The following is a 16,308-nucleotide window of genomic DNA, read 5'->3' on the forward strand; positions in this document are numbered from 1 at the left end:
GCCCATGTCCAGTGCCGGTCGGCACGAAGATTCCGAACCTTGGGGAGATCCCGCCGTGACCGAGCCCCTCTCCGACCACTCCGCCGACGTCATCGTCGTGGGCGCGGGCCCAGCCGGCGCCACCACCGCGTACCACCTCGCCCGGGCCGGACTCGACGTACTCCTGCTGGAGAAGACGGAGTTCCCGCGCGAGAAGGTGTGCGGCGACGGCCTCACCCCGCGCGCGGTGAAGCAGCTCGTCGCCATGGGCATCGACATCTCCGAGGAGGCCGGCTGGCTGCGCAACAAGGGTCTGCGCATCATCGGCGGCGGCTCCCGGCTGCAGCTCGACTGGCCGGATCTCGCGTCGTACCCGAACTACGGACTGGTCCGCAAACGCGACGACTTCGACGAGCAGCTCGCGCGCAACGCGCAGAAGGCGGGCGCGCGGCTGTACGAGCGCTGCAACGTCACCGGCCCGGTCGTGGACGACCGTACGGGCCGGATCACGGGCGTGACGGCCAAGCTGGGCGAGGAGAAGCGCGAGGTCACCTTCCACGCGCCGCTCGTCGTGGCCGCCGACGGCAACTCCACGCGGCTGTCGGTCGCGATGGGGCTGCACCGCCGGGAGGACCGTCCGATGGGCGTGGCGGTGCGGACGTACTTCAACTCGCCGCGCCACGAGGACGACTACCTGGAGTCCTGGCTGGAGCTGTGGGACCGCCGGGGCGCGCAGGACCGGCTGCTGCCGGGCTACGGCTGGATCTTCGGCATGGGCGACGGCACGTCCAACGTGGGTCTCGGGGTGCTGAACACCTCGGAGTCCTTCAAGGAGCTGGACTGGCGCGAGGTGCTGAAGGCGTGGTGCGCGTCCATGCCGGAGGACTGGGGCTACACCCCGGAGAACATGACCGGGCCCATCCGGGGCGCGGCGCTGCCCATGGCCTTCAACCGCAAGCCGCACTACACGCGCGGTCTGCTGCTGGTCGGCGACGCCGGCGGCCTGGTGAACCCCTTCAACGGCGAGGGCATCGCCTACGCCATGGAGTCCGGCCAGCTCGCCGCCGACGTCATCGTCCAGGCCCAGGCCCGGGCGACCCCGGCCCAGCGCGAGATCGCCCTCCAGCGCTACCCGCAGATCCTCAAGGACACCTACGGCGGCTACTACACGCTGGGCCGCGGTTTCGTGAAGCTCATCGGCAACCCCAAGATCATGCAGATTGGCGCGCAGCGCGGTCTGACCCACCCGATGCTGATGAAGTTCGTCCTCAAGCTCCTGGCCAACCTCACCGACCCCACGGGCGGCGACGTCATGGACCGCGTCATCAACGGCCTGACGAAGGTGGCCCCGAGCGCCTGACGCCCCCCAGCTCGGCTTCGCGCACGGCCCGGCGCGCGACGACCTCGTCCCGCCGGGCCGCGGCCTGCCGCAACGCGTCCTTCCGCTCGCGCCGGGAGAGCCGGTCGAGATACGTCAACCCGCGCGTGTGATCGGTCTCGTGGACCAGACAGCGCGCGAAGTACCCGGTGCCCTCGATCAGGACGGGGGCGCCGTCTTTGTCCTGCCCCCGTACGACGGCCCGTTCGGGCCTCGGCACGTCCATCACCGCTCCCGGCACGGACAGGCACCCCTCGACGTCCTCGACGAGGCCCCGTCCGGCCCGTGACTCCTCCAGCACCGGGTTGACGACGTGCCCGACGTGCCGGACCCCGTCGTCGTCGGGGCAGTCGTAGACGAACAGCCGCAGATCCACGCCGACTTGGTTGGCGGCGAGACCCGCTCCCTCGGCGACGTACATGGTGAGGAACATGTCGTCGATCAGCGCGGCGAGGTCGGGCCCGAACTCCGTGACGTCCCGGCACGGCCTGTGCAGGACCTCCTCGCCGGTCTCGGTGACCCGGCGGACCATCCCGCGCGCCGCCTCGGGGGCGTGGCGGGGGAAGTGGCCGGCGGGGACTCCCCGGACGAACACGCGTGGCATCGCGTCTCCTTCGCTCGGTGGACGGCCACCGGACGGCGGCCGGGGCCCCGAGCATGCCAGGGACGCACGAAGGCCGCTGCCCCCCGCGTGGCAGCGGCCCTGCGTGAAAACGTGCCGGTGGGGTCAGAGGACCCGGACGGCGCCGGTGGGCGGGTCGTAGGAGAGGGGCTTCTCCGCGACGCCCGTGGAGGGGTTCTGGGCGCCGACGAACATGCCGTCGCCGACGTAGACCGCCACGTGGTACGCGCTGCCCGCGCTGCCCCAGTAGAGGATGTCGCCGGGCTGGAGGTTGCTCAGGGAGACCTGGGTGCCCGCGGTGGACTGGTCCTGGGAGACGCGGGGCAGGCTGACGCCGACCTGCTTGAAGGCGGTCTGCACGAGGCCCGAGCAGTCGTAGGCCGAGGGACCGGTGGCGCCGGACACATACGCCTTGCCGACCTGCGACTTCACGAAGCTGACGATCGCGGCGGCCGAACCCGTCGCCGAGGACGAGCCGGTGATGGTGCTCGCGTCGGCGCTGCTGCCGGCGGCGGACGCGGTGAGCACCGTGCGCTCGGCGTTGCGGGTGGCGCGGGCGGCGGCCTCCTTGCGGGCCTCCTGCTGCGCCTTCTTCTTGGCCTCGGCCTGCTGCTTGGCGTCGGCGAGGTCCGCCTTGGCCTGCTTGGCGGCGCTGGCCGCGGCCGCGTCACGCTCGGCCTGCAGCTCGTAGTTGGCGGCCGCCTGCTGGGTGGCGTCGGCGGACTGGGCGACCTGGGAGGCCACGTCGGCCGTCAGGGTGGGGAGTTCGAGAGTCTGCGTCGCGGGCGCGGCGTCGGCCGCGTTCGCGTAGCCGGCCGCTCCTGCGACCGCCAGGGTGCTGAGGACGCCGACGGCGGCACCGGAGCGCACGGCGATGGACGACGCGCTGCGGCGGGGCTTCCGGTGGCTGCGTATGTGAGCGGTGTGGGACATGGGAACAACCGGTACCAGGGGCTCCTTCATATCTTCAAGAAACGTGTGCTGCGCCACAATTGTTCAACGGCGGCCCCGAAAACCTTTCGCGTCACTCTTTATTGACGCCGTAACGGACATTGCGGGCGCCTGTCATAGGCCCGTTGATCACGGTCTTTGATCATTACGCCCGAATTGCCCCCGGCCTACCATCGGTTGGGGTAGTTGGCCAAGCCCGGTTACGGAATGATCACTACCGGCGTGACGGACGTCACGAAACCGGGCTCGTGAACGCGTGCACGCACTCCCTCGCGTCCACCCGGCGCCTCCCACTTCCCTCCGACGTGTGAACGCGGACTCCTAGCACCCCGTCCCGTCCAGCACCAATTTGCATGTACGGGAACTCTCTTGATATGGAGACGCCCCCTCGGACCTGCGGTAACAGGCGAGATTGTCACTTCTGGTGATCAACTGAACGCTTCGCGTGCGAAGATCACCCATCATCCGACTTCATGATCCTTCGTCAGGTGGTGGAGATCACAAAGGTAGTGCAATACCCCGTGTCGCAGATCACAGAGCGGCGGGCATAAGATGCGGAGCAGTTGGGCTTGTGACCTGCTTCACATGTTCTCGATCTTCGCCGGGACAGGTGGGGTTCATGGGACGCGTGCGGCGGAAGTGAGCCCCCGAACCATCGAACCGCCACCAGTCAATGCCGACTGAGAGGAGCGAGGAGCGGTGAACGCGTATGCGCCCATCCTCGTACTGGGAGCCCTCGGGGCAGGCTTTGCGATCTTCTCCGTGATCATGGCCGCGCTGATCGGCCCGAAGCGCTACAACCGCGCGAAGCTGGAAGCCTACGAGTGCGGCATCGAGCCGACCCCCACGCCGGCCGGCGGCGGGCGCTTCCCCATCAAGTACTACCTGACGGCGATGCTCTTCATCGTCTTCGACATCGAGATCGTCTTCCTCTACCCCTGGGCCGTCACCTTCGACGCGCTCGGGGTCTTCGGGCTCGTGGAGATGCTGCTCTTCGTGCTCACCGTCTTCGTCGCGTACGCGTACGTATGGCGGCGCGGCGGCCTGGAATGGGACTGAGGGGCCATACGACATGGGACTCGAAGAAAAGCTGCCGAGCGGCTTCCTGCTGACCACCGTCGAGCAGGCCGCGGGGTGGGTGCGCAAGGCGTCCGTCTTCCCGGCCACCTTCGGACTGGCCTGCTGCGCCATCGAGATGATGACCACGGGAGCCGGACGCTACGACCTCGCCCGCTTCGGCATGGAGGTCTTCCGCGGCTCGCCGCGCCAGGCCGACCTGATGATCGTCGCGGGCCGGGTCAGCCAGAAGATGGCGCCGGTGCTGCGCCAGGTCTACGACCAGATGCCCAACCCCAAGTGGGTGATCTCCATGGGCGTCTGCGCCTCCTCGGGCGGCATGTTCAACAACTACGCGATCGTCCAGGGCGTCGACCACATCGTCCCGGTCGACATCTATCTGCCGGGCTGCCCGCCCCGCCCGGAGATGCTGATCGACGCGATTCTCAAGCTCCACAAGAAGATCCAGGGCGGAAAGCTCGGCGTCAACGCCGAGGAGGCCGCCCGCGAGGCGGAGGAGGCCGCGCTCCAGGCCCTGCCCACGATCGAGATGAAGGGGCTGCTGCGGTGAGCGAGGCAGGCGACACGAACCCCGAGAAGGACCTCTCGGCCTCCAACCTCCCCGGCCAGCGCGGCCAGGGCGGCGAGGAGATCCGCGTCCAGCGCGGCATGTTCGGCGCGAACAACGGCGGCGACACCTCCGGTTACGGCGGCCTGGTCCGCTCGGTCCGGCTCCCGGGGCCGGCGAGCAGGCCGTACGGCGGGTGGTTCGACGAGGTCGCGGACGAACTGGAGGGCGCCCTGGAGGAACAGGGACTCCTCCCGGAGAACGCGATCGAGAAGACGGTCGTCGACCGCGGCGAGATCACCTTCCACGTCGAGCGCGAGCACCTGGTCCGCGTCGCCCGCACCCTGCGCGACGACCCGGCGCTCCGCTTCGAACTGTGCACCGGCGTCAGCGGCGTCCACTACCCGCACGACAAGGGCCGCGAGCTGCACGCCGTCTACCACCTGCGCTCGATCACCCACAACCGGCTGATCCGCCTGGAGGTCTCCGTCTCCGACGCCGACCGGCACATCCCGTCCCTGGTCCCCGTCTACCCGACCAACGACTGGCACGAGCGCGAGACCTGGGACTTCTTCGGGATCGTCTTCGACGGTCACCCGGCCCTGACCCGGATCATGATGCCGGACGACTGGCAGGGCCACCCGCAGCGCAAGGACTACCCCCTCGGCGGCATCGCCGTCGAGTACAAGGGCGCCCAGATCCCGGCTCCGGACCAGCGGAGGTCGTACTCGTGAGCACTCCCCCCGTAAGCGGCCGCGAGACCACCGAGGGAACCGTCTACACGGTCACCGGTGGCGACTGGGACGAGGTCGTCCGGTCCGCGGCCAAGGCCGACGACGAACGCATCGTCGTCAACATGGGTCCGCAGCACCCCTCCACCCATGGAGTGCTCCGTCTCATCCTGGAGATCGAGGGCGAGACGGTCACCGAGGCCCGGTGCGGCATCGGCTATCTGCACACCGGCATCGAGAAGAACCTCGAATTCCGCACGTGGACGCAGGGCACCACCTTCGTCACGCGCATGGATTACCTGACGTCCTTCTTCAACGAGACCGCCTACTGCCTCGCCGTCGAGAAGCTCCTCGGCATCGAGGACCAGGTCACCGAGCGCGCGAACATCATCCGGGTGCTCCTCATGGAGCTCAACCGGCTCTCCTCGCACCTGGTGTGCATCGCCACCGGCGGCATGGAGCTCGGCTCCACCACCATCATGATCTACGGCTTCCGCGACCGGGAGATGATCCTCGACCTCTACGAGCTGATCACCGGCCTGCGCATGAACCACGCCTACATCCGCCCCGGCGGACTCGCCCAGGACCTGCCCCCCGGCGCGGTCGACCGCATCCGCGAGTTCGTGAAGACCATGAGGAAGAACCTCCCGGAGTACGACAAGCTCGCCACCGGGAACCCCATCTTCAAGGCCCGCATGCAGGACGTCGGCTATCTCGACCTGGCCGGCTGCATGGCGCTCGGCGCCACCGGCCCGATCCTGCGCTCCACCGGCCTGCCGCACGACCTGCGCAAGGCACAGCCGTACTGCGGTTACGAGACGTACGACTTCGAGGTGCCGACCGCCGACACCTGCGACTCCTACGGCCGCTTCCTCATCCGGCTGGAGGAGATGCGCCAGTCGCTCTCGATCGTCGAGCAGTGCCTGGACCGGCTGCAGCCCGGCCCCGTCATGGTCGCCGACAAGAAGATCGCCTGGCCCGCGCAGCTCGCGCTCGGCCCGGACGGACTCGGCAACTCCCTCGACCACATCAAGAAGATCATGGGCACCTCCATGGAGGCCCTGATCCACCACTTCAAGCTGGTCACCGAGGGCTTCCGGGTCCCGCCGGGCCAGGCCTACGCGGCCGTCGAGTCCCCCAAGGGCGAACTCGGCGTGCACGCCGTGTCCGACGGCGGCACCCGCCCCTACCGGGTCCACTTCCGCGACCCGTCCTTCACCAACCTTCAGGCCATGGCGGCGATGTGCGAGGGCGGCCAGGTCGCCGACGTGATCGTCGCCGTGGCCTCCATCGACCCCGTGATGGGAGGCGTCGACCGGTGACCACCTCTTCCTCCGAGCGGGGCGTCGGCCTCGGGATGCCCGAGCTGCCCCCGCCCGCCTACCCGGACGACGTCCGGGCCCGCCTGGAGCGGGACGCGCGCGAGGTGATCGCGCGCTACCCCGACTCCCGGTCCGCTCTGCTGCCCCTGCTCCACCTCGTGCAGTCCGAGGAGGGTTACGTCACGCGCACCGGGATGCGGTTCTGCGCGGACATGCTGGACCTCACCACGGCCGAGGTCACCGCGGTGGCCACCTTCTACACGATGTACCGGCGCCGCCCCTCCGGCGACTACCAGGTGGGCGTCTGCACCAACACCCTGTGCGCGGTCATGGGCGGCGACGCCATCTTCGAGACCCTCCAGGAGCACCTGGGCGTCGGCAACGGCGAGACCACCGGGGACGGCAAGGTCACCCTGGAGCACATCGAGTGCAACGCGGCCTGCGACTACGCGCCGGTCGTGATGGTCAACTGGGAGTTCTTCGACAACCAGACCCCGGCCAGCGCCACCCGCCTCGTCGACGACCTGCGCTCGGGGCAGCCCGTCGAGCCGACGCGCGGCGCCCGGCTGTGCACCTTCAAGGAGACCGCCCGCATCCTGGCCGGCTTCCCCGACGACCGCCCCGGCGCCGTCGCCGAGGGCGGCAGCGCGGGCCCCGCCTCCCTGGTGGGGCTCCGGCTCGCCAAGGGCGAGGCGCACCCCGCGCGCGTGGTCCACCCGCGCGACGGCGGACCGCACGAGGAGGAGCCGGTCCACGACCCGTCGCCCTCCGAGCACCTCAGCTCGCACGACGCGCCGCAGGACACCTCGGCCTCCGACCCGGCCCACCCGGCGGGTCCGACCGCAGAGGAGGGGGAGTGATGACGTTGGCACCCGACCTCAAGGACACCAGCCCCGAGAAGCTGCTGGCCCCCGTGCTGTCGGCCTTCTGGGACGAGGACCGCTCCTGGTCGCTGGACGTCTACCGGCGCCACGAGGGCTACGAGGGCCTGCGCAAGGCGCTCGCGATGTCCCCGGACGACCTGATCGCGTACGTGAAGGAGTCCGGCCTGCGCGGCCGCGGCGGCGCCGGCTTCCCGACCGGCATGAAGTGGCAGTTCATCCCGCAGGGCGACGGCAAGCCGCACTACCTCGTCGTCAACGCCGACGAGTCCGAGCCCGGCACCTGCAAGGACATCCCCCTTCTCTACGCCAACCCGCACAGCCTCATCGAGGGCATCGTGATCGCCTGCTACGCGATCCGCTCCTCGCACGCCTTCATCTACCTGCGCGGCGAGGTCGTCCCCGTCCTGCGCAGGCTGCACGAGGCCGTGCGCGAGGCGTACGCGGCCGGGTTCCTCGGCGAGGACATCCTCGGCACCGGGCTCGACCTCGAACTCACCGTGCACGCGGGCGCGGGCGCCTACATCTGCGGCGAGGAGACCGCGCTGCTCGACTCCCTGGAGGGCCGCCGGGGCCAGCCCCGGCTGCGCCCGCCCTTCCCGGCCGTCGAGGGCCTCTACGCCTGCCCCACCGTCGTGAACAACGTGGAGTCCATCGCGTCGGTTCCCGCGATCCTCCAGCACGGCAAGGACTGGTTCCGCTCCATGGGCAGCGAGAAGTCCCCGGGCTTCACGCTCTACTCGCTCAGCGGCCATGTCGCGAGCCCCGGCCAGTACGAGGCACCGCTCGGCATCACCCTGCGCCAGCTGCTCGACATGAGCGGCGGGATGCGCCCCGGGCACCGGCTGAAGTTCTGGACCCCGGGCGGCTCCTCCACCCCGATGTTCACCGACGAACACCTGGACGTGCCGCTCGACTACGAGGGCGTCGGCGCCGCCGGCTCCATGCTCGGCACCAAGGCGCTCCAGTGCTTCGACGAGACCACCTGCGTGGTCCGCGCGGTCACCCGCTGGACCGAGTTCTACGCCCACGAGTCCTGCGGCAAGTGCACCCCCTGCCGCGAAGGGACGTACTGGCTCGTGCAGTTGATGCGGGACATCGAGGCGGGCAAGGGCGTCATGTCCGACCTCGACAAGCTCAACGACATCGCCGACAACATCAACGGCAAGTCCTTCTGCGCCCTCGGCGACGGCGCGGCATCCCCGATCTTCTCCTCGCTGAAGTACTTCCGCGAGGAGTACGAGCAGCACATCACGGGCCGGGGCTGCCCCTTCGACCCGGCCAAGTCGACGGCCTGGGCGGACCGCCCGGAGGTGAACGCATGACCGTGACCACGAATGCCCCCTCAGGAGGGGGGCAGGCGGCGGTCCCGCCGGAGGACCTCGTCACGCTGACGATCGACGGCATCGAGATCAGCGTCCCCAAGGGCACCCTGGTCATCCGGGCCGCCGAACAGCTCGGCATCGAGATCCCGCGCTTCTGCGACCACCCGCTGCTCGCCCCGGCCGGCGCCTGCCGCCAGTGCATCGTGGAGGTGGAGGGCCAGCGCAAGCCGATGGCCTCCTGCACCATCACCTGCACCGACGGCATGGTCGTGCGCACCCAGCTCACCTCGCCGGTCGCGGAGAAGGCGCAGAAGGGGGTGATGGAGCTGCTGCTCATCAACCACCCGCTGGACTGCCCGGTCTGCGACAAGGGCGGCGAGTGCCCGCTGCAGAACCAGGCGATGTCGCACGGCAACGCCGACTCCCGGTTCGAGGGCCGCAAGCGCACGTACCCCAAGCCGCTCGCCATCTCCAGCCAGGTGCTGCTCGACCGCGAGCGGTGCGTGCTGTGCGCGCGCTGCACCCGCTTCTCCAACCAGGTCGCGGGCGACCCGATGATCGAGCTCATCGAGCGCGGCGCGCTGCAGCAGGTCGGCACCGGCGAGGGCGACCCGTTCGAGTCGTACTTCTCCGGCAACACCATCCAGATCTGCCCGGTGGGCGCGCTCACCTCGGCGGCGTACCGGTTCCGCTCCCGCCCCTTCGACCTCATCTCCTCGCCCTCGGTGTGCGAGCACTGCTCCGGCGGCTGCGCGACCCGCACCGACCACCGGCGCGGCAAGGTCATGCGGCGCCTCGCGGCCGACGACCCCGAGGTCAACGAGGAGTGGATCTGCGACAAGGGGCGCTTCGCGTTCCGGTACGCGCAAGCGCGGGACCGGCTCGACACCCCGCTGGTGCGCAACGCCGAGGGCGTCCTGGAGCCCGCCTCCTGGCCCGAGGCGCTCGACGCGGCCGCGCGGGGACTGGGCGCCGCCCGCTCCCGCGCCGGTGTCCTCACCGGCGGCCGGCTCACCGTCGAGGACGCCTACGCGTACAGCAAGTTCGCGCGCGTGGCGCTCGACACCAACGACATCGACTTCCGCGCCCGCGTGCACAGCGGCGAGGAGGCCGACTTCCTGGCCGCCCGGGTGGCGGGCCGGGGTCGCGATCTCGACGGCACGGGCGTCACGTACACCGCCCTGGAGCAGGCGCCCGCCGTGCTGCTCGTCGGGTTCGAGGCCGAGGAGGAGGCGCCCGGCGTCTTCCTGCGGCTGCGCAAGGCCTGGCGCAAGCACGGCCAGAAGGTGTTCGCGCTGGCCACCCATGCCACCCGGGGTCTGGAGAAGGCGGGCGGCACCCTGCTCCCCGCCGCCCCCGGCACCGAGCCCGAGTGGCTGGACGCCCTCGCGAGCGGCACCGGCCTGGAGGCGCCCGGCACCGAGGCCGCCGGGGCGCTGCGCGCCGAGGGCGCGGTGATCGTCGTGGGCGAGCGGCTCGCGGGCGTGGAGGGTGGTCTGACCGCCGCCGTGCGCGCGGCCGCCGCGACCGGCGCCCGGCTGGTGTGGATCCCGCGCCGGGCGGGCGAGCGTGGTGCCGTCGAGGCGGGCGCGCTGCCCTCGCTGCTGCCGGGCGGCCGCCCGGCGACCGACCCGCGCGCGCGGGAGGAGGTCGCCGCCGTCTGGGGCCTGGCCGAACTGCCCGGGCGCCACGGCCGCGACACCCAGCAGATCGTGGAGGGCGCCGCGACCGGCGAGCTGTCCGCGCTGCTCGTGGCCGGGGTGGAGGTCGACGACCTGCCCGACCCGGCCCGTGCCCGGGAGGCGCTCGACGCGGTCGGCTTCCTGGTCTCGCTGGAGCTGCGGCCCAGCGAGGTCACCGAGCGCGCCGACGTGGTCCTGCCGGTCGCGGCGGTGGCCGAGAAGGGCGGCACCTTCCTCAACTGGGAGGGCCGGGTGCGCTTCTTCGAGGCCGCGCTCAAGCCCGACCAGATGACCCGCCGCCTCGCCCCGACCGACGGCCGCGTGCTCCAGATGCTGGCCGACGCCATGGACGTCCATCTGGGCCTGCCCGATCTGCGCACCACGCGCGCGGAGATCGACCGGCTCGGCGCCTGGAACGGCGCCCCGGCCGCCGACCCGCTGGCCACCGGCGGGGTGCTGCCCCGCCCGGCCGCCGGGGAGGCCGTGCTCGCCGGACACCGGCTCCTGCTCGACCTCGGCGTCCTCCAGCAGGGCGACGACGCGCTGGCCGGCACCCGGCACGCCGCGTACGCGCGCGTGTCGGCCGCGACGGCCGCCGAGGCGGGCGTCGCGGACGGCGCCCCGCTCGCGGTGACCGGCCCGGCCGGTACGACCGAACTCCCGCTCCGCGTCACGGAGATGCCCGACCGGGTGGTCTGGCTCCCGCTGGACTCCACCGGCGCGGGCGTCGCCTCCGACACCGGGGCGCGGCCCGGCTCCCTCGTCCGTATCGGCCCGGCGGTCGCCGAGGGCCAGGACCTCAAGGAGGACCGAGGATGAGCCCGTTCCTCGCCGCCGAAGACCTCTCGCTGTTCGGCCGCGACCCCTGGTGGCTGGTCGTCGTCAAGGCCGTGTTCTGCTTCGCGTTCCTGATGGTGACCGTGCTGCTCTCCATCGTCTGGGAGCGCAAGGTCGTCGCCTGGATGCAGCTGCGCATCGGCCCCAACCGGCACGGCCCCTGGGGCATGCTCCAGTCGCTCGCCGACGGCGTGAAGCTCATGCTCAAGGAGGACGTGGTCGTCAAACGCGCGGACAAGCTGATCTACGTCCTCGCACCGATCGTCGCGACCGTCCCGGCCTGCATGGCGATCGCGGTCATCCCGTTCGGCCCCGCCGGCAACGAGATCTCGATCTTCGGCCACCGCACCACCATGCAGCTCACCGACCTGCCGATCGCGATGCTCTACATCCTCGCGGTCGCCTCGATCGGCATCTACGGCATCGTGCTCGCGGGCTGGAGCTCCGGCTCCACCTACCCGCTGCTCGGCGGCCTGCGCAGCTGCGCGCAGATGATCTCGTACGAGATCGCCATGGGCGCCGCGTTCGCCTCGGTGTTCCTCTACTCGGGCTCCATGTCGACCTCGACCATCGTCGAGCAGCAGCACGACCGCTGGTACATCCTGCTGCTTCCGGTCTCCTTCATCCTCTACATCGTCACCATGGTGGGCGAGACCAACCGCGCCCCCTTCGACATGCCGGAGTCCGAGGGCGACCTGGTCGGCGGGTTCAACACCGAGTACTCGTCCATCAAGTTCGCGCTGTTCATGCTCGCCGAGTACATGAACATGGTGACGGTCTCGGCCGTCTCGGCCACCCTCTTCCTCGGCGGCTGGCGGGCCCCCTGGCCCATCAGCACCTTCTGGGAGGGCGCGAACCACGGCTGGTGGCCGATGCTCTGGTTCGTCATCAAGGTGCAGCTGCTGCTGTTCTTCTTCATCTGGCTGCGCGGCACGCTGCCCCGCGTCCGCTACGACCAGCTCATGAAGCTCGGCTGGAAGGTCCTCATCCCGGTCTCCGTGGTCTGGCTGATGCTCGTCGCGACCGTCCGGGTGCTGCGCAACGAGAACTACGACTTCGCCGACATCGCGCTCTACGTCGGCGGCGCGGTCCTCGCCCTGCTGCTGCTCTCCTTCGTCGCCGACCTGTTCCGCGAGAAGGCGAAGAGCGCCGAACCCCCGGTCGAGCGGCCCGCGTTCGACCCCCTGGCGGGCGGCTTCCCCGTTCCGCCGCTGCCCGGCCAGGAGCTGCCCCCGGTGCCCAGGCGCCGCCCGCGCCGCACCGAGCGGGAGCTGATTGTCAGTGGTGGGACGGACACTGTCAGTGACGGAACTTCGGATGGAAAGGAGGCGTCCGATGGCTGAGGAGCCGAAGGAGACCGCTCCCGGTTTCCAGAACCCCGTGGCCGGCTTCGCCGTGACCTTCAAGGCCATGTTCAAGAAGCGGCTGACCGAGCAGTACCCGGAGCAGAAGAAGACCACCGCTCCCCGCTTCCACGGACGGCACCAGCTCAACCGCCATCCGGACGGCCTGGAGAAGTGCGTCGGCTGCGAACTGTGCGCCTGGGCCTGCCCGGCGGACGCCATCTACGTGGAGGGCGCCGACAACACCGACGAGGAGCGCTACTCCCCGGGCGAGCGGTACGGCCGCGTCTATCAGATCAACTACGCCCGCTGCATCCTGTGCGGGCTGTGCATCGAGGCGTGCCCCACGCGGGCGCTGACGATGACCAACGAGTTCGAGCTGGCCGACTCCAGCCGCGCCAACCTCATCTACACCAAGGAGCAGTTGCTCGCCGGTCTGGAGGAGGGGATGGTCGACAGCCCGCACGCGATCTTCCCGGGCACCGACGAACAGGACTACTACCGGGGGCTGGTGACCGAGGCCGCCCCGGGCACGGTCCGCCAGGTGGCCACGTCCAAGGGCGAGAAGCCCGAAGACGAGGGGGCGGAGGCATGAACGCCTACACCACCTCCACCGGCGAGGCCGTCCAGTTCTGGATCCTCGGCACCGTCGCGGTGATCGGCGCCCTGTGCACCGTCCTGATGAAGCGGGCCGTGCACAGCGCGCTCTCGCTCGCCGGGACCATGATCATCCTGGCGGTGTTCTACCTCGCCAACGGCGCTTATTTCCTGGGCGTCGTACAGATCATCGTCTACACCGGCGCGATCATGATGCTGTTCCTCTTCGTGGTGATGCTCGTCGGCGTGACGGCCGCGGACTCGCTGAAGGAGACCATCAAGGGCCAGCGCTGGCTGGCCCTCCTGTGCGGCCTCGGCTTCGGCGTCCTGCTGGTCGGAGGTATCGCCAATGCCTCCCTCAAGCAGTTCGACGGCACCGGCCAGGCGAACGCGAACGGCAACGTGGAGGGCCTGGCGGCCCTCATCTTCACCAAGTACGTCTTCGCCTTCGAGCTCACCGGCGCCCTGCTGATCACGGCCGCCATCGGCGCCATGGTCCTCACCCACCGCGAGCGCACCGAACGCGCCAGGACCCAGCGCGAGCTGGCCGAACAGCGCGTCCGCGAGGGCAAACACCTGCCCCCGCTGCCCGCCCCCGGCGTCTACGCCCGGCACAACGCCGTGGACATCGCGGGCCTGCTGCCCGACGGCACCCCCTCCGATCTGACCGTGAGCGCCACCCTGCGCGAACGCGGCCAGATCCGGGACGTGTCCGCGCGGGCGCTCGGCGACCTCAAGGCACTCGAACAGCGCGCGAAGGACCGTCTGGAGCGCACGGAGAGCGAACCGGTGAACCTCAAGAGGACGGAGGACGCGTCGCAGTGAATCCCGTCAACTACCTCTATCTCGCGGCCCTGTTGTTCACCATCGGCGCGACCGGCGTGCTCCTCAGGCGCAACGCGATCATCTTGTTCATGTGCGTCGAGCTGATGCTCAACGCCTGCAACCTCGCGTTCGTCGTCTTCTCCCGGATGCACGGCAACCTCGACGGCCAGATCATCGCCTTCTTCACGATGGTCGTCGCCGCGGCGGAGGTCGTGGTCGGCCTCGCGATCATCGTGTCGCTGTTCCGCGCCCGCCACTCGGCCTCGGTCGACGACGCCGGCCTGATGAAGCTGTAAGGGGTCGGAAGAATCGTGGAGAACCTGATCGCGCCGCTCATCGCGGCGCCCCTGCTCGGAGCCGCCGTGCTCCTGCTCGGCGGCCGGCGCCTGGACCGCGTCGGCCACTGGATCGGCACCCTGCTGTCCACCGCCTCCTTCGTCATCGGACTGGTCCTCTTCGCCGGCCTGCTCGGCAAGGACGCGGAACACCGCACGCTGATCCAGCACTTGTGGACCTGGATCTCGGTCGGCGACTTCCACGCGGACGTCGCCTTCCGCCTCGACCAGCTGTCGATGACGTTCGTCCTGCTGATCACCGGCGTCGGCTCGCTGATCCACCTTTATTCCATCGGGTACATGGAGCACGACGAGCGGCGCCGCCGCTTCTTCGGCTACCTCAACCTCTTCCTCGCGGCGATGCTCCTGCTGGTCCTCGCCGACAACTACCTTCTCCTGTACGTCGGCTGGGAGGGCGTCGGTCTCGCCTCGTACCTCCTGATCGGCTTCTGGCAGCACAAGCCCAGTGCCGCGACGGCCGCGAAGAAGGCGTTCCTGGTCAACCGCGTCGGCGACATGGGCCTGTCCATCGCGATCATGCTGATGTTCACCACCTTCGGCACCTTCGCCTTCGGACCGGTCTTCGAGCGCGCCGGAGACGCCTCCGAGGGCCGGCTCACCGCCATCGCGCTGATGCTGCTGCTCGCCGCGTGCGGCAAGTCGGCCCAGGTGCCGCTGCAGTCCTGGCTCGGGGACGCCATGGAGGGCCCGACCCCCGTCTCGGCCCTCATCCACGCGGCCACCATGGTGACCGCCGGCGTCTACCTCATCGTCCGCTCCGCCGCGATCTTCAACGGCGCCCCGGACGCACAGCTCGTCGTCACCGTGGTCGGCGCGGTCACGCTGCTCTTCGGTGCGATCGTCGGTTGCGCCAAGGACGACATCAAGAAGGCGCTGGCCGGCTCGACCATGTCGCAGATCGGCTACATGGTCCTCGCGGCGGGCCTCGGCCCCATCGGCTACGTCTTCGCGATCATGCACCTGGTCACGCACGGCTTCTTCAAGGCCGGGCTGTTCCTCGGCGCCGGTTCGGTCATGCACGGCATGAACGACGAGGTCGACATGCGCCGGTACGGCGGCCTGCGGAAGTACATGCCGATCACGTTCGTCACCTTCGGCCTCGGCTACCTCGCGATCATCGGTTTCCCGGGCCTGTCCGGCTTCTTCTCCAAGGACAAGATCATCGAGGCCGCCTTCGCCAAGGGCGGCACCGAGGGCTGGATCCTCGGCGGCGCGGCCCTGCTCGGCGCGGCGATCACCGCGTTCTACATGACGCGCGTGATGCTGATGACGTTCTTCGGCGAGAAGCGCTGGCAGCCCGACGCCGAGGGCCATGAGCCGCACCCGCACGAGTCCCCGCGCACCATGACCATCCCGATGATCGTGCTGGCGGTCGGCTCGGTCGCCGGCGGTGCCTTCTTCGACGTGGGCGACCGCTTCCTGCACTGGCTGGAGCCGGTCACCGGGCACGCCGAGGGCGACTCCCCGCTGAGCGCGCTCACCGTCACCGGCGCCACCATGGTCTGCCTGGTGATCGGCGTGGGCCTGGCCTGGGCGCAGTACGGCCGCAAGCCGGTCCCGGCGCTCGCCCCGCGCGGCTCGCTGCTCACCCGGGCGGCCCGCCGCGACCTCTACCAGGACGACTTCAACCACGTCGTCCTCGTACGCGGCGGCGAGCACCTGACGCGCTCCCTGGTCTACGTCGACCACACCCTGGTGGACGGCGTGGTCAACGGTACGGCGGCCGGTTTCGGCGGCCTGTCCGGGCGGCTGCGCCGGGTCCAGAACGGCTTCGCCCGCTCCTACGCGGTCTCGATGTTCGGCGGCGCGGCCCTGCTGGTCGCCGCGACCCTGCTGATGAGGGCGGTCTGATACC

The 16,308-nt window shown here is 70.2% G+C and carries 15 protein-coding genes; 13 read left to right on the forward strand and 2 right to left on the reverse strand.

The features are described from left to right. Window positions 1–4 precede the first annotated feature (4 nt). Window positions 5–1,339, forward strand: coding sequence for a geranylgeranyl reductase family protein (locus tag AB0898_RS23095; protein ID WP_366804861.1), 1,335 nt, complete (start codon window positions 5–7; stop codon window positions 1,337–1,339). Here AB0898_RS23095 and def read toward each other — a convergent pair. Together def and AB0898_RS23105 are read right to left on the reverse strand one after the other, a co-directional pair. Further along, window positions 1,305–1,961, reverse strand: a complete 657-nt coding sequence (def, locus tag AB0898_RS23100; protein ID WP_366804862.1) for a peptide deformylase — start codon at window positions 1,959–1,961, stop codon at window positions 1,305–1,307. The two genes, AB0898_RS23095 and def, sit on opposite strands and share 35 nt — an antisense overlap. Before the next feature lie 123 nt (window positions 1,962–2,084). Next, window positions 2,085–2,912 carry a C40 family peptidase gene (locus AB0898_RS23105; RefSeq protein WP_366804863.1) on the reverse strand — a complete coding sequence of 276 codons (828 nt, stop codon included), beginning with the start codon at window positions 2,910–2,912 and terminating at the stop codon, window positions 2,085–2,087. Between the two features lie 717 nt (window positions 2,913–3,629). On the opposite strand from AB0898_RS23105, the gene AB0898_RS23110 reads away from it, so the two are divergent. Genes AB0898_RS23110 through nuoL form a run of 12 tightly spaced genes read left to right on the forward strand, consistent with a single transcriptional unit; the run spans window position 3,630 to window position 16,304 of the window. After that, window positions 3,630–3,989, forward strand: a complete 360-nt coding sequence (locus AB0898_RS23110) for an NADH-quinone oxidoreductase subunit A (protein WP_018543830.1) — start codon at window positions 3,630–3,632, stop codon at window positions 3,987–3,989. Window positions 3,990–4,002: 13 nt separating this feature from the next. Then, window positions 4,003–4,557, forward strand: a complete 555-nt coding sequence (locus AB0898_RS23115; protein WP_018543831.1) for an NADH-quinone oxidoreductase subunit B family protein — start codon at window positions 4,003–4,005, stop codon at window positions 4,555–4,557. Beyond that, complete coding sequence (locus AB0898_RS23120) at window positions 4,554–5,288, forward strand: NADH-quinone oxidoreductase subunit C (protein ID WP_366804864.1); 735 nt, start codon at window positions 4,554–4,556, stop codon at window positions 5,286–5,288. The genes AB0898_RS23115 and AB0898_RS23120 overlap by 4 nt, the downstream gene beginning before the upstream one ends. Continuing rightward, window positions 5,285–6,607, forward strand: coding sequence for an NADH-quinone oxidoreductase subunit D (locus AB0898_RS23125; protein WP_366804865.1), 1,323 nt, complete (start codon window positions 5,285–5,287; stop codon window positions 6,605–6,607). The genes AB0898_RS23120 and AB0898_RS23125 overlap by 4 nt, the downstream gene beginning before the upstream one ends. Then, complete coding sequence (gene nuoE, locus AB0898_RS23130; RefSeq protein ID WP_366804866.1) at window positions 6,604–7,467, forward strand: NADH-quinone oxidoreductase subunit NuoE; 864 nt, start codon at window positions 6,604–6,606, stop codon at window positions 7,465–7,467. Before AB0898_RS23125 ends, nuoE begins: the two co-directional genes overlap by 4 nt. Beyond that, on the forward strand, window positions 7,467–8,813 hold the full coding sequence (gene nuoF / locus AB0898_RS23135) for an NADH-quinone oxidoreductase subunit NuoF (RefSeq protein WP_407078387.1): 1,347 nt from the start codon (window positions 7,467–7,469) through the stop codon (window positions 8,811–8,813). Before nuoE ends, nuoF begins: the two co-directional genes overlap by 1 nt. Next, the gene (locus AB0898_RS23140; protein WP_366804868.1) at window positions 8,810–11,314 is read left to right on the forward strand and encodes an NADH-quinone oxidoreductase subunit G; all 2,505 of its coding nucleotides are present in this window, start codon (window positions 8,810–8,812) and stop codon (window positions 11,312–11,314) included. The genes nuoF and AB0898_RS23140 overlap by 4 nt, the downstream gene beginning before the upstream one ends. Continuing rightward, the gene (gene nuoH, locus AB0898_RS23145; protein ID WP_366804869.1) at window positions 11,311–12,675 is read left to right on the forward strand and encodes an NADH-quinone oxidoreductase subunit NuoH; all 1,365 of its coding nucleotides are present in this window, start codon (window positions 11,311–11,313) and stop codon (window positions 12,673–12,675) included. The genes AB0898_RS23140 and nuoH overlap by 4 nt, the downstream gene beginning before the upstream one ends. Next, on the forward strand, window positions 12,668–13,270 hold the full coding sequence (gene nuoI, locus AB0898_RS23150) for an NADH-quinone oxidoreductase subunit NuoI (protein ID WP_366804870.1): 603 nt from the start codon (window positions 12,668–12,670) through the stop codon (window positions 13,268–13,270). Before nuoH ends, nuoI begins: the two co-directional genes overlap by 8 nt. Beyond that, window positions 13,267–14,097, forward strand: coding sequence for an NADH-quinone oxidoreductase subunit J (locus tag AB0898_RS23155; RefSeq protein WP_366804872.1), 831 nt, complete (start codon window positions 13,267–13,269; stop codon window positions 14,095–14,097). Before nuoI ends, AB0898_RS23155 begins: the two co-directional genes overlap by 4 nt. Beyond that, on the forward strand, window positions 14,094–14,393 hold the full coding sequence (gene nuoK, locus AB0898_RS23160; RefSeq protein ID WP_366804873.1) for an NADH-quinone oxidoreductase subunit NuoK: 300 nt from the start codon (window positions 14,094–14,096) through the stop codon (window positions 14,391–14,393). Before AB0898_RS23155 ends, nuoK begins: the two co-directional genes overlap by 4 nt. A 15-nt stretch (window positions 14,394–14,408) precedes the next feature. Continuing rightward, a complete protein-coding gene (gene nuoL, locus AB0898_RS23165; protein WP_366804874.1) occupies window positions 14,409–16,304 on the forward strand; it encodes an NADH-quinone oxidoreductase subunit L in 1,896 nt (631 codons plus the stop codon). The last annotated feature ends 4 nt before the right edge of the window (window positions 16,305–16,308 follow it).

This window comes from Streptomyces sp. NPDC005435 (assembly GCF_040703155.1).
Lineage (GTDB): Bacteria > Actinomycetota > Actinomycetes > Streptomycetales > Streptomycetaceae > Streptomyces.

Bases quoted from the DNA above. Each gene is read 5' to 3' on its own strand.
- AB0898_RS23095 (WP_366804861.1), top strand. From the start codon at position 5: ATGTCCAGTGCCGGTCGGCACGAAGATTCCGAACCTTGGGGAGATCCC.
- def (WP_366804862.1), bottom strand. From the start codon at position 1,961: ATGCCACGCGTGTTCGTCCGGGGAGTCCCCGCCGGCCACTTCCCCCGC.
- AB0898_RS23105 (WP_366804863.1), bottom strand. From the start codon at position 2,912: ATGTCCCACACCGCTCACATACGCAGCCACCGGAAGCCCCGCCGCAGC.
- AB0898_RS23115 (WP_018543831.1), top strand. From the start codon at position 4,003: ATGGGACTCGAAGAAAAGCTGCCGAGCGGCTTCCTGCTGACCACCGTC.
- nuoF (WP_407078387.1), top strand. From the start codon at position 7,467: ATGACGTTGGCACCCGACCTCAAGGACACCAGCCCCGAGAAGCTGCTG.
- AB0898_RS23140 (WP_366804868.1), top strand. From the start codon at position 8,810: ATGACCGTGACCACGAATGCCCCCTCAGGAGGGGGGCAGGCGGCGGTC.
- nuoH (WP_366804869.1), top strand. From the start codon at position 11,311: ATGAGCCCGTTCCTCGCCGCCGAAGACCTCTCGCTGTTCGGCCGCGAC.
- nuoI (WP_366804870.1), top strand. From the start codon at position 12,668: ATGGCTGAGGAGCCGAAGGAGACCGCTCCCGGTTTCCAGAACCCCGTG.
- AB0898_RS23155 (WP_366804872.1), top strand. From the start codon at position 13,267: ATGAACGCCTACACCACCTCCACCGGCGAGGCCGTCCAGTTCTGGATC.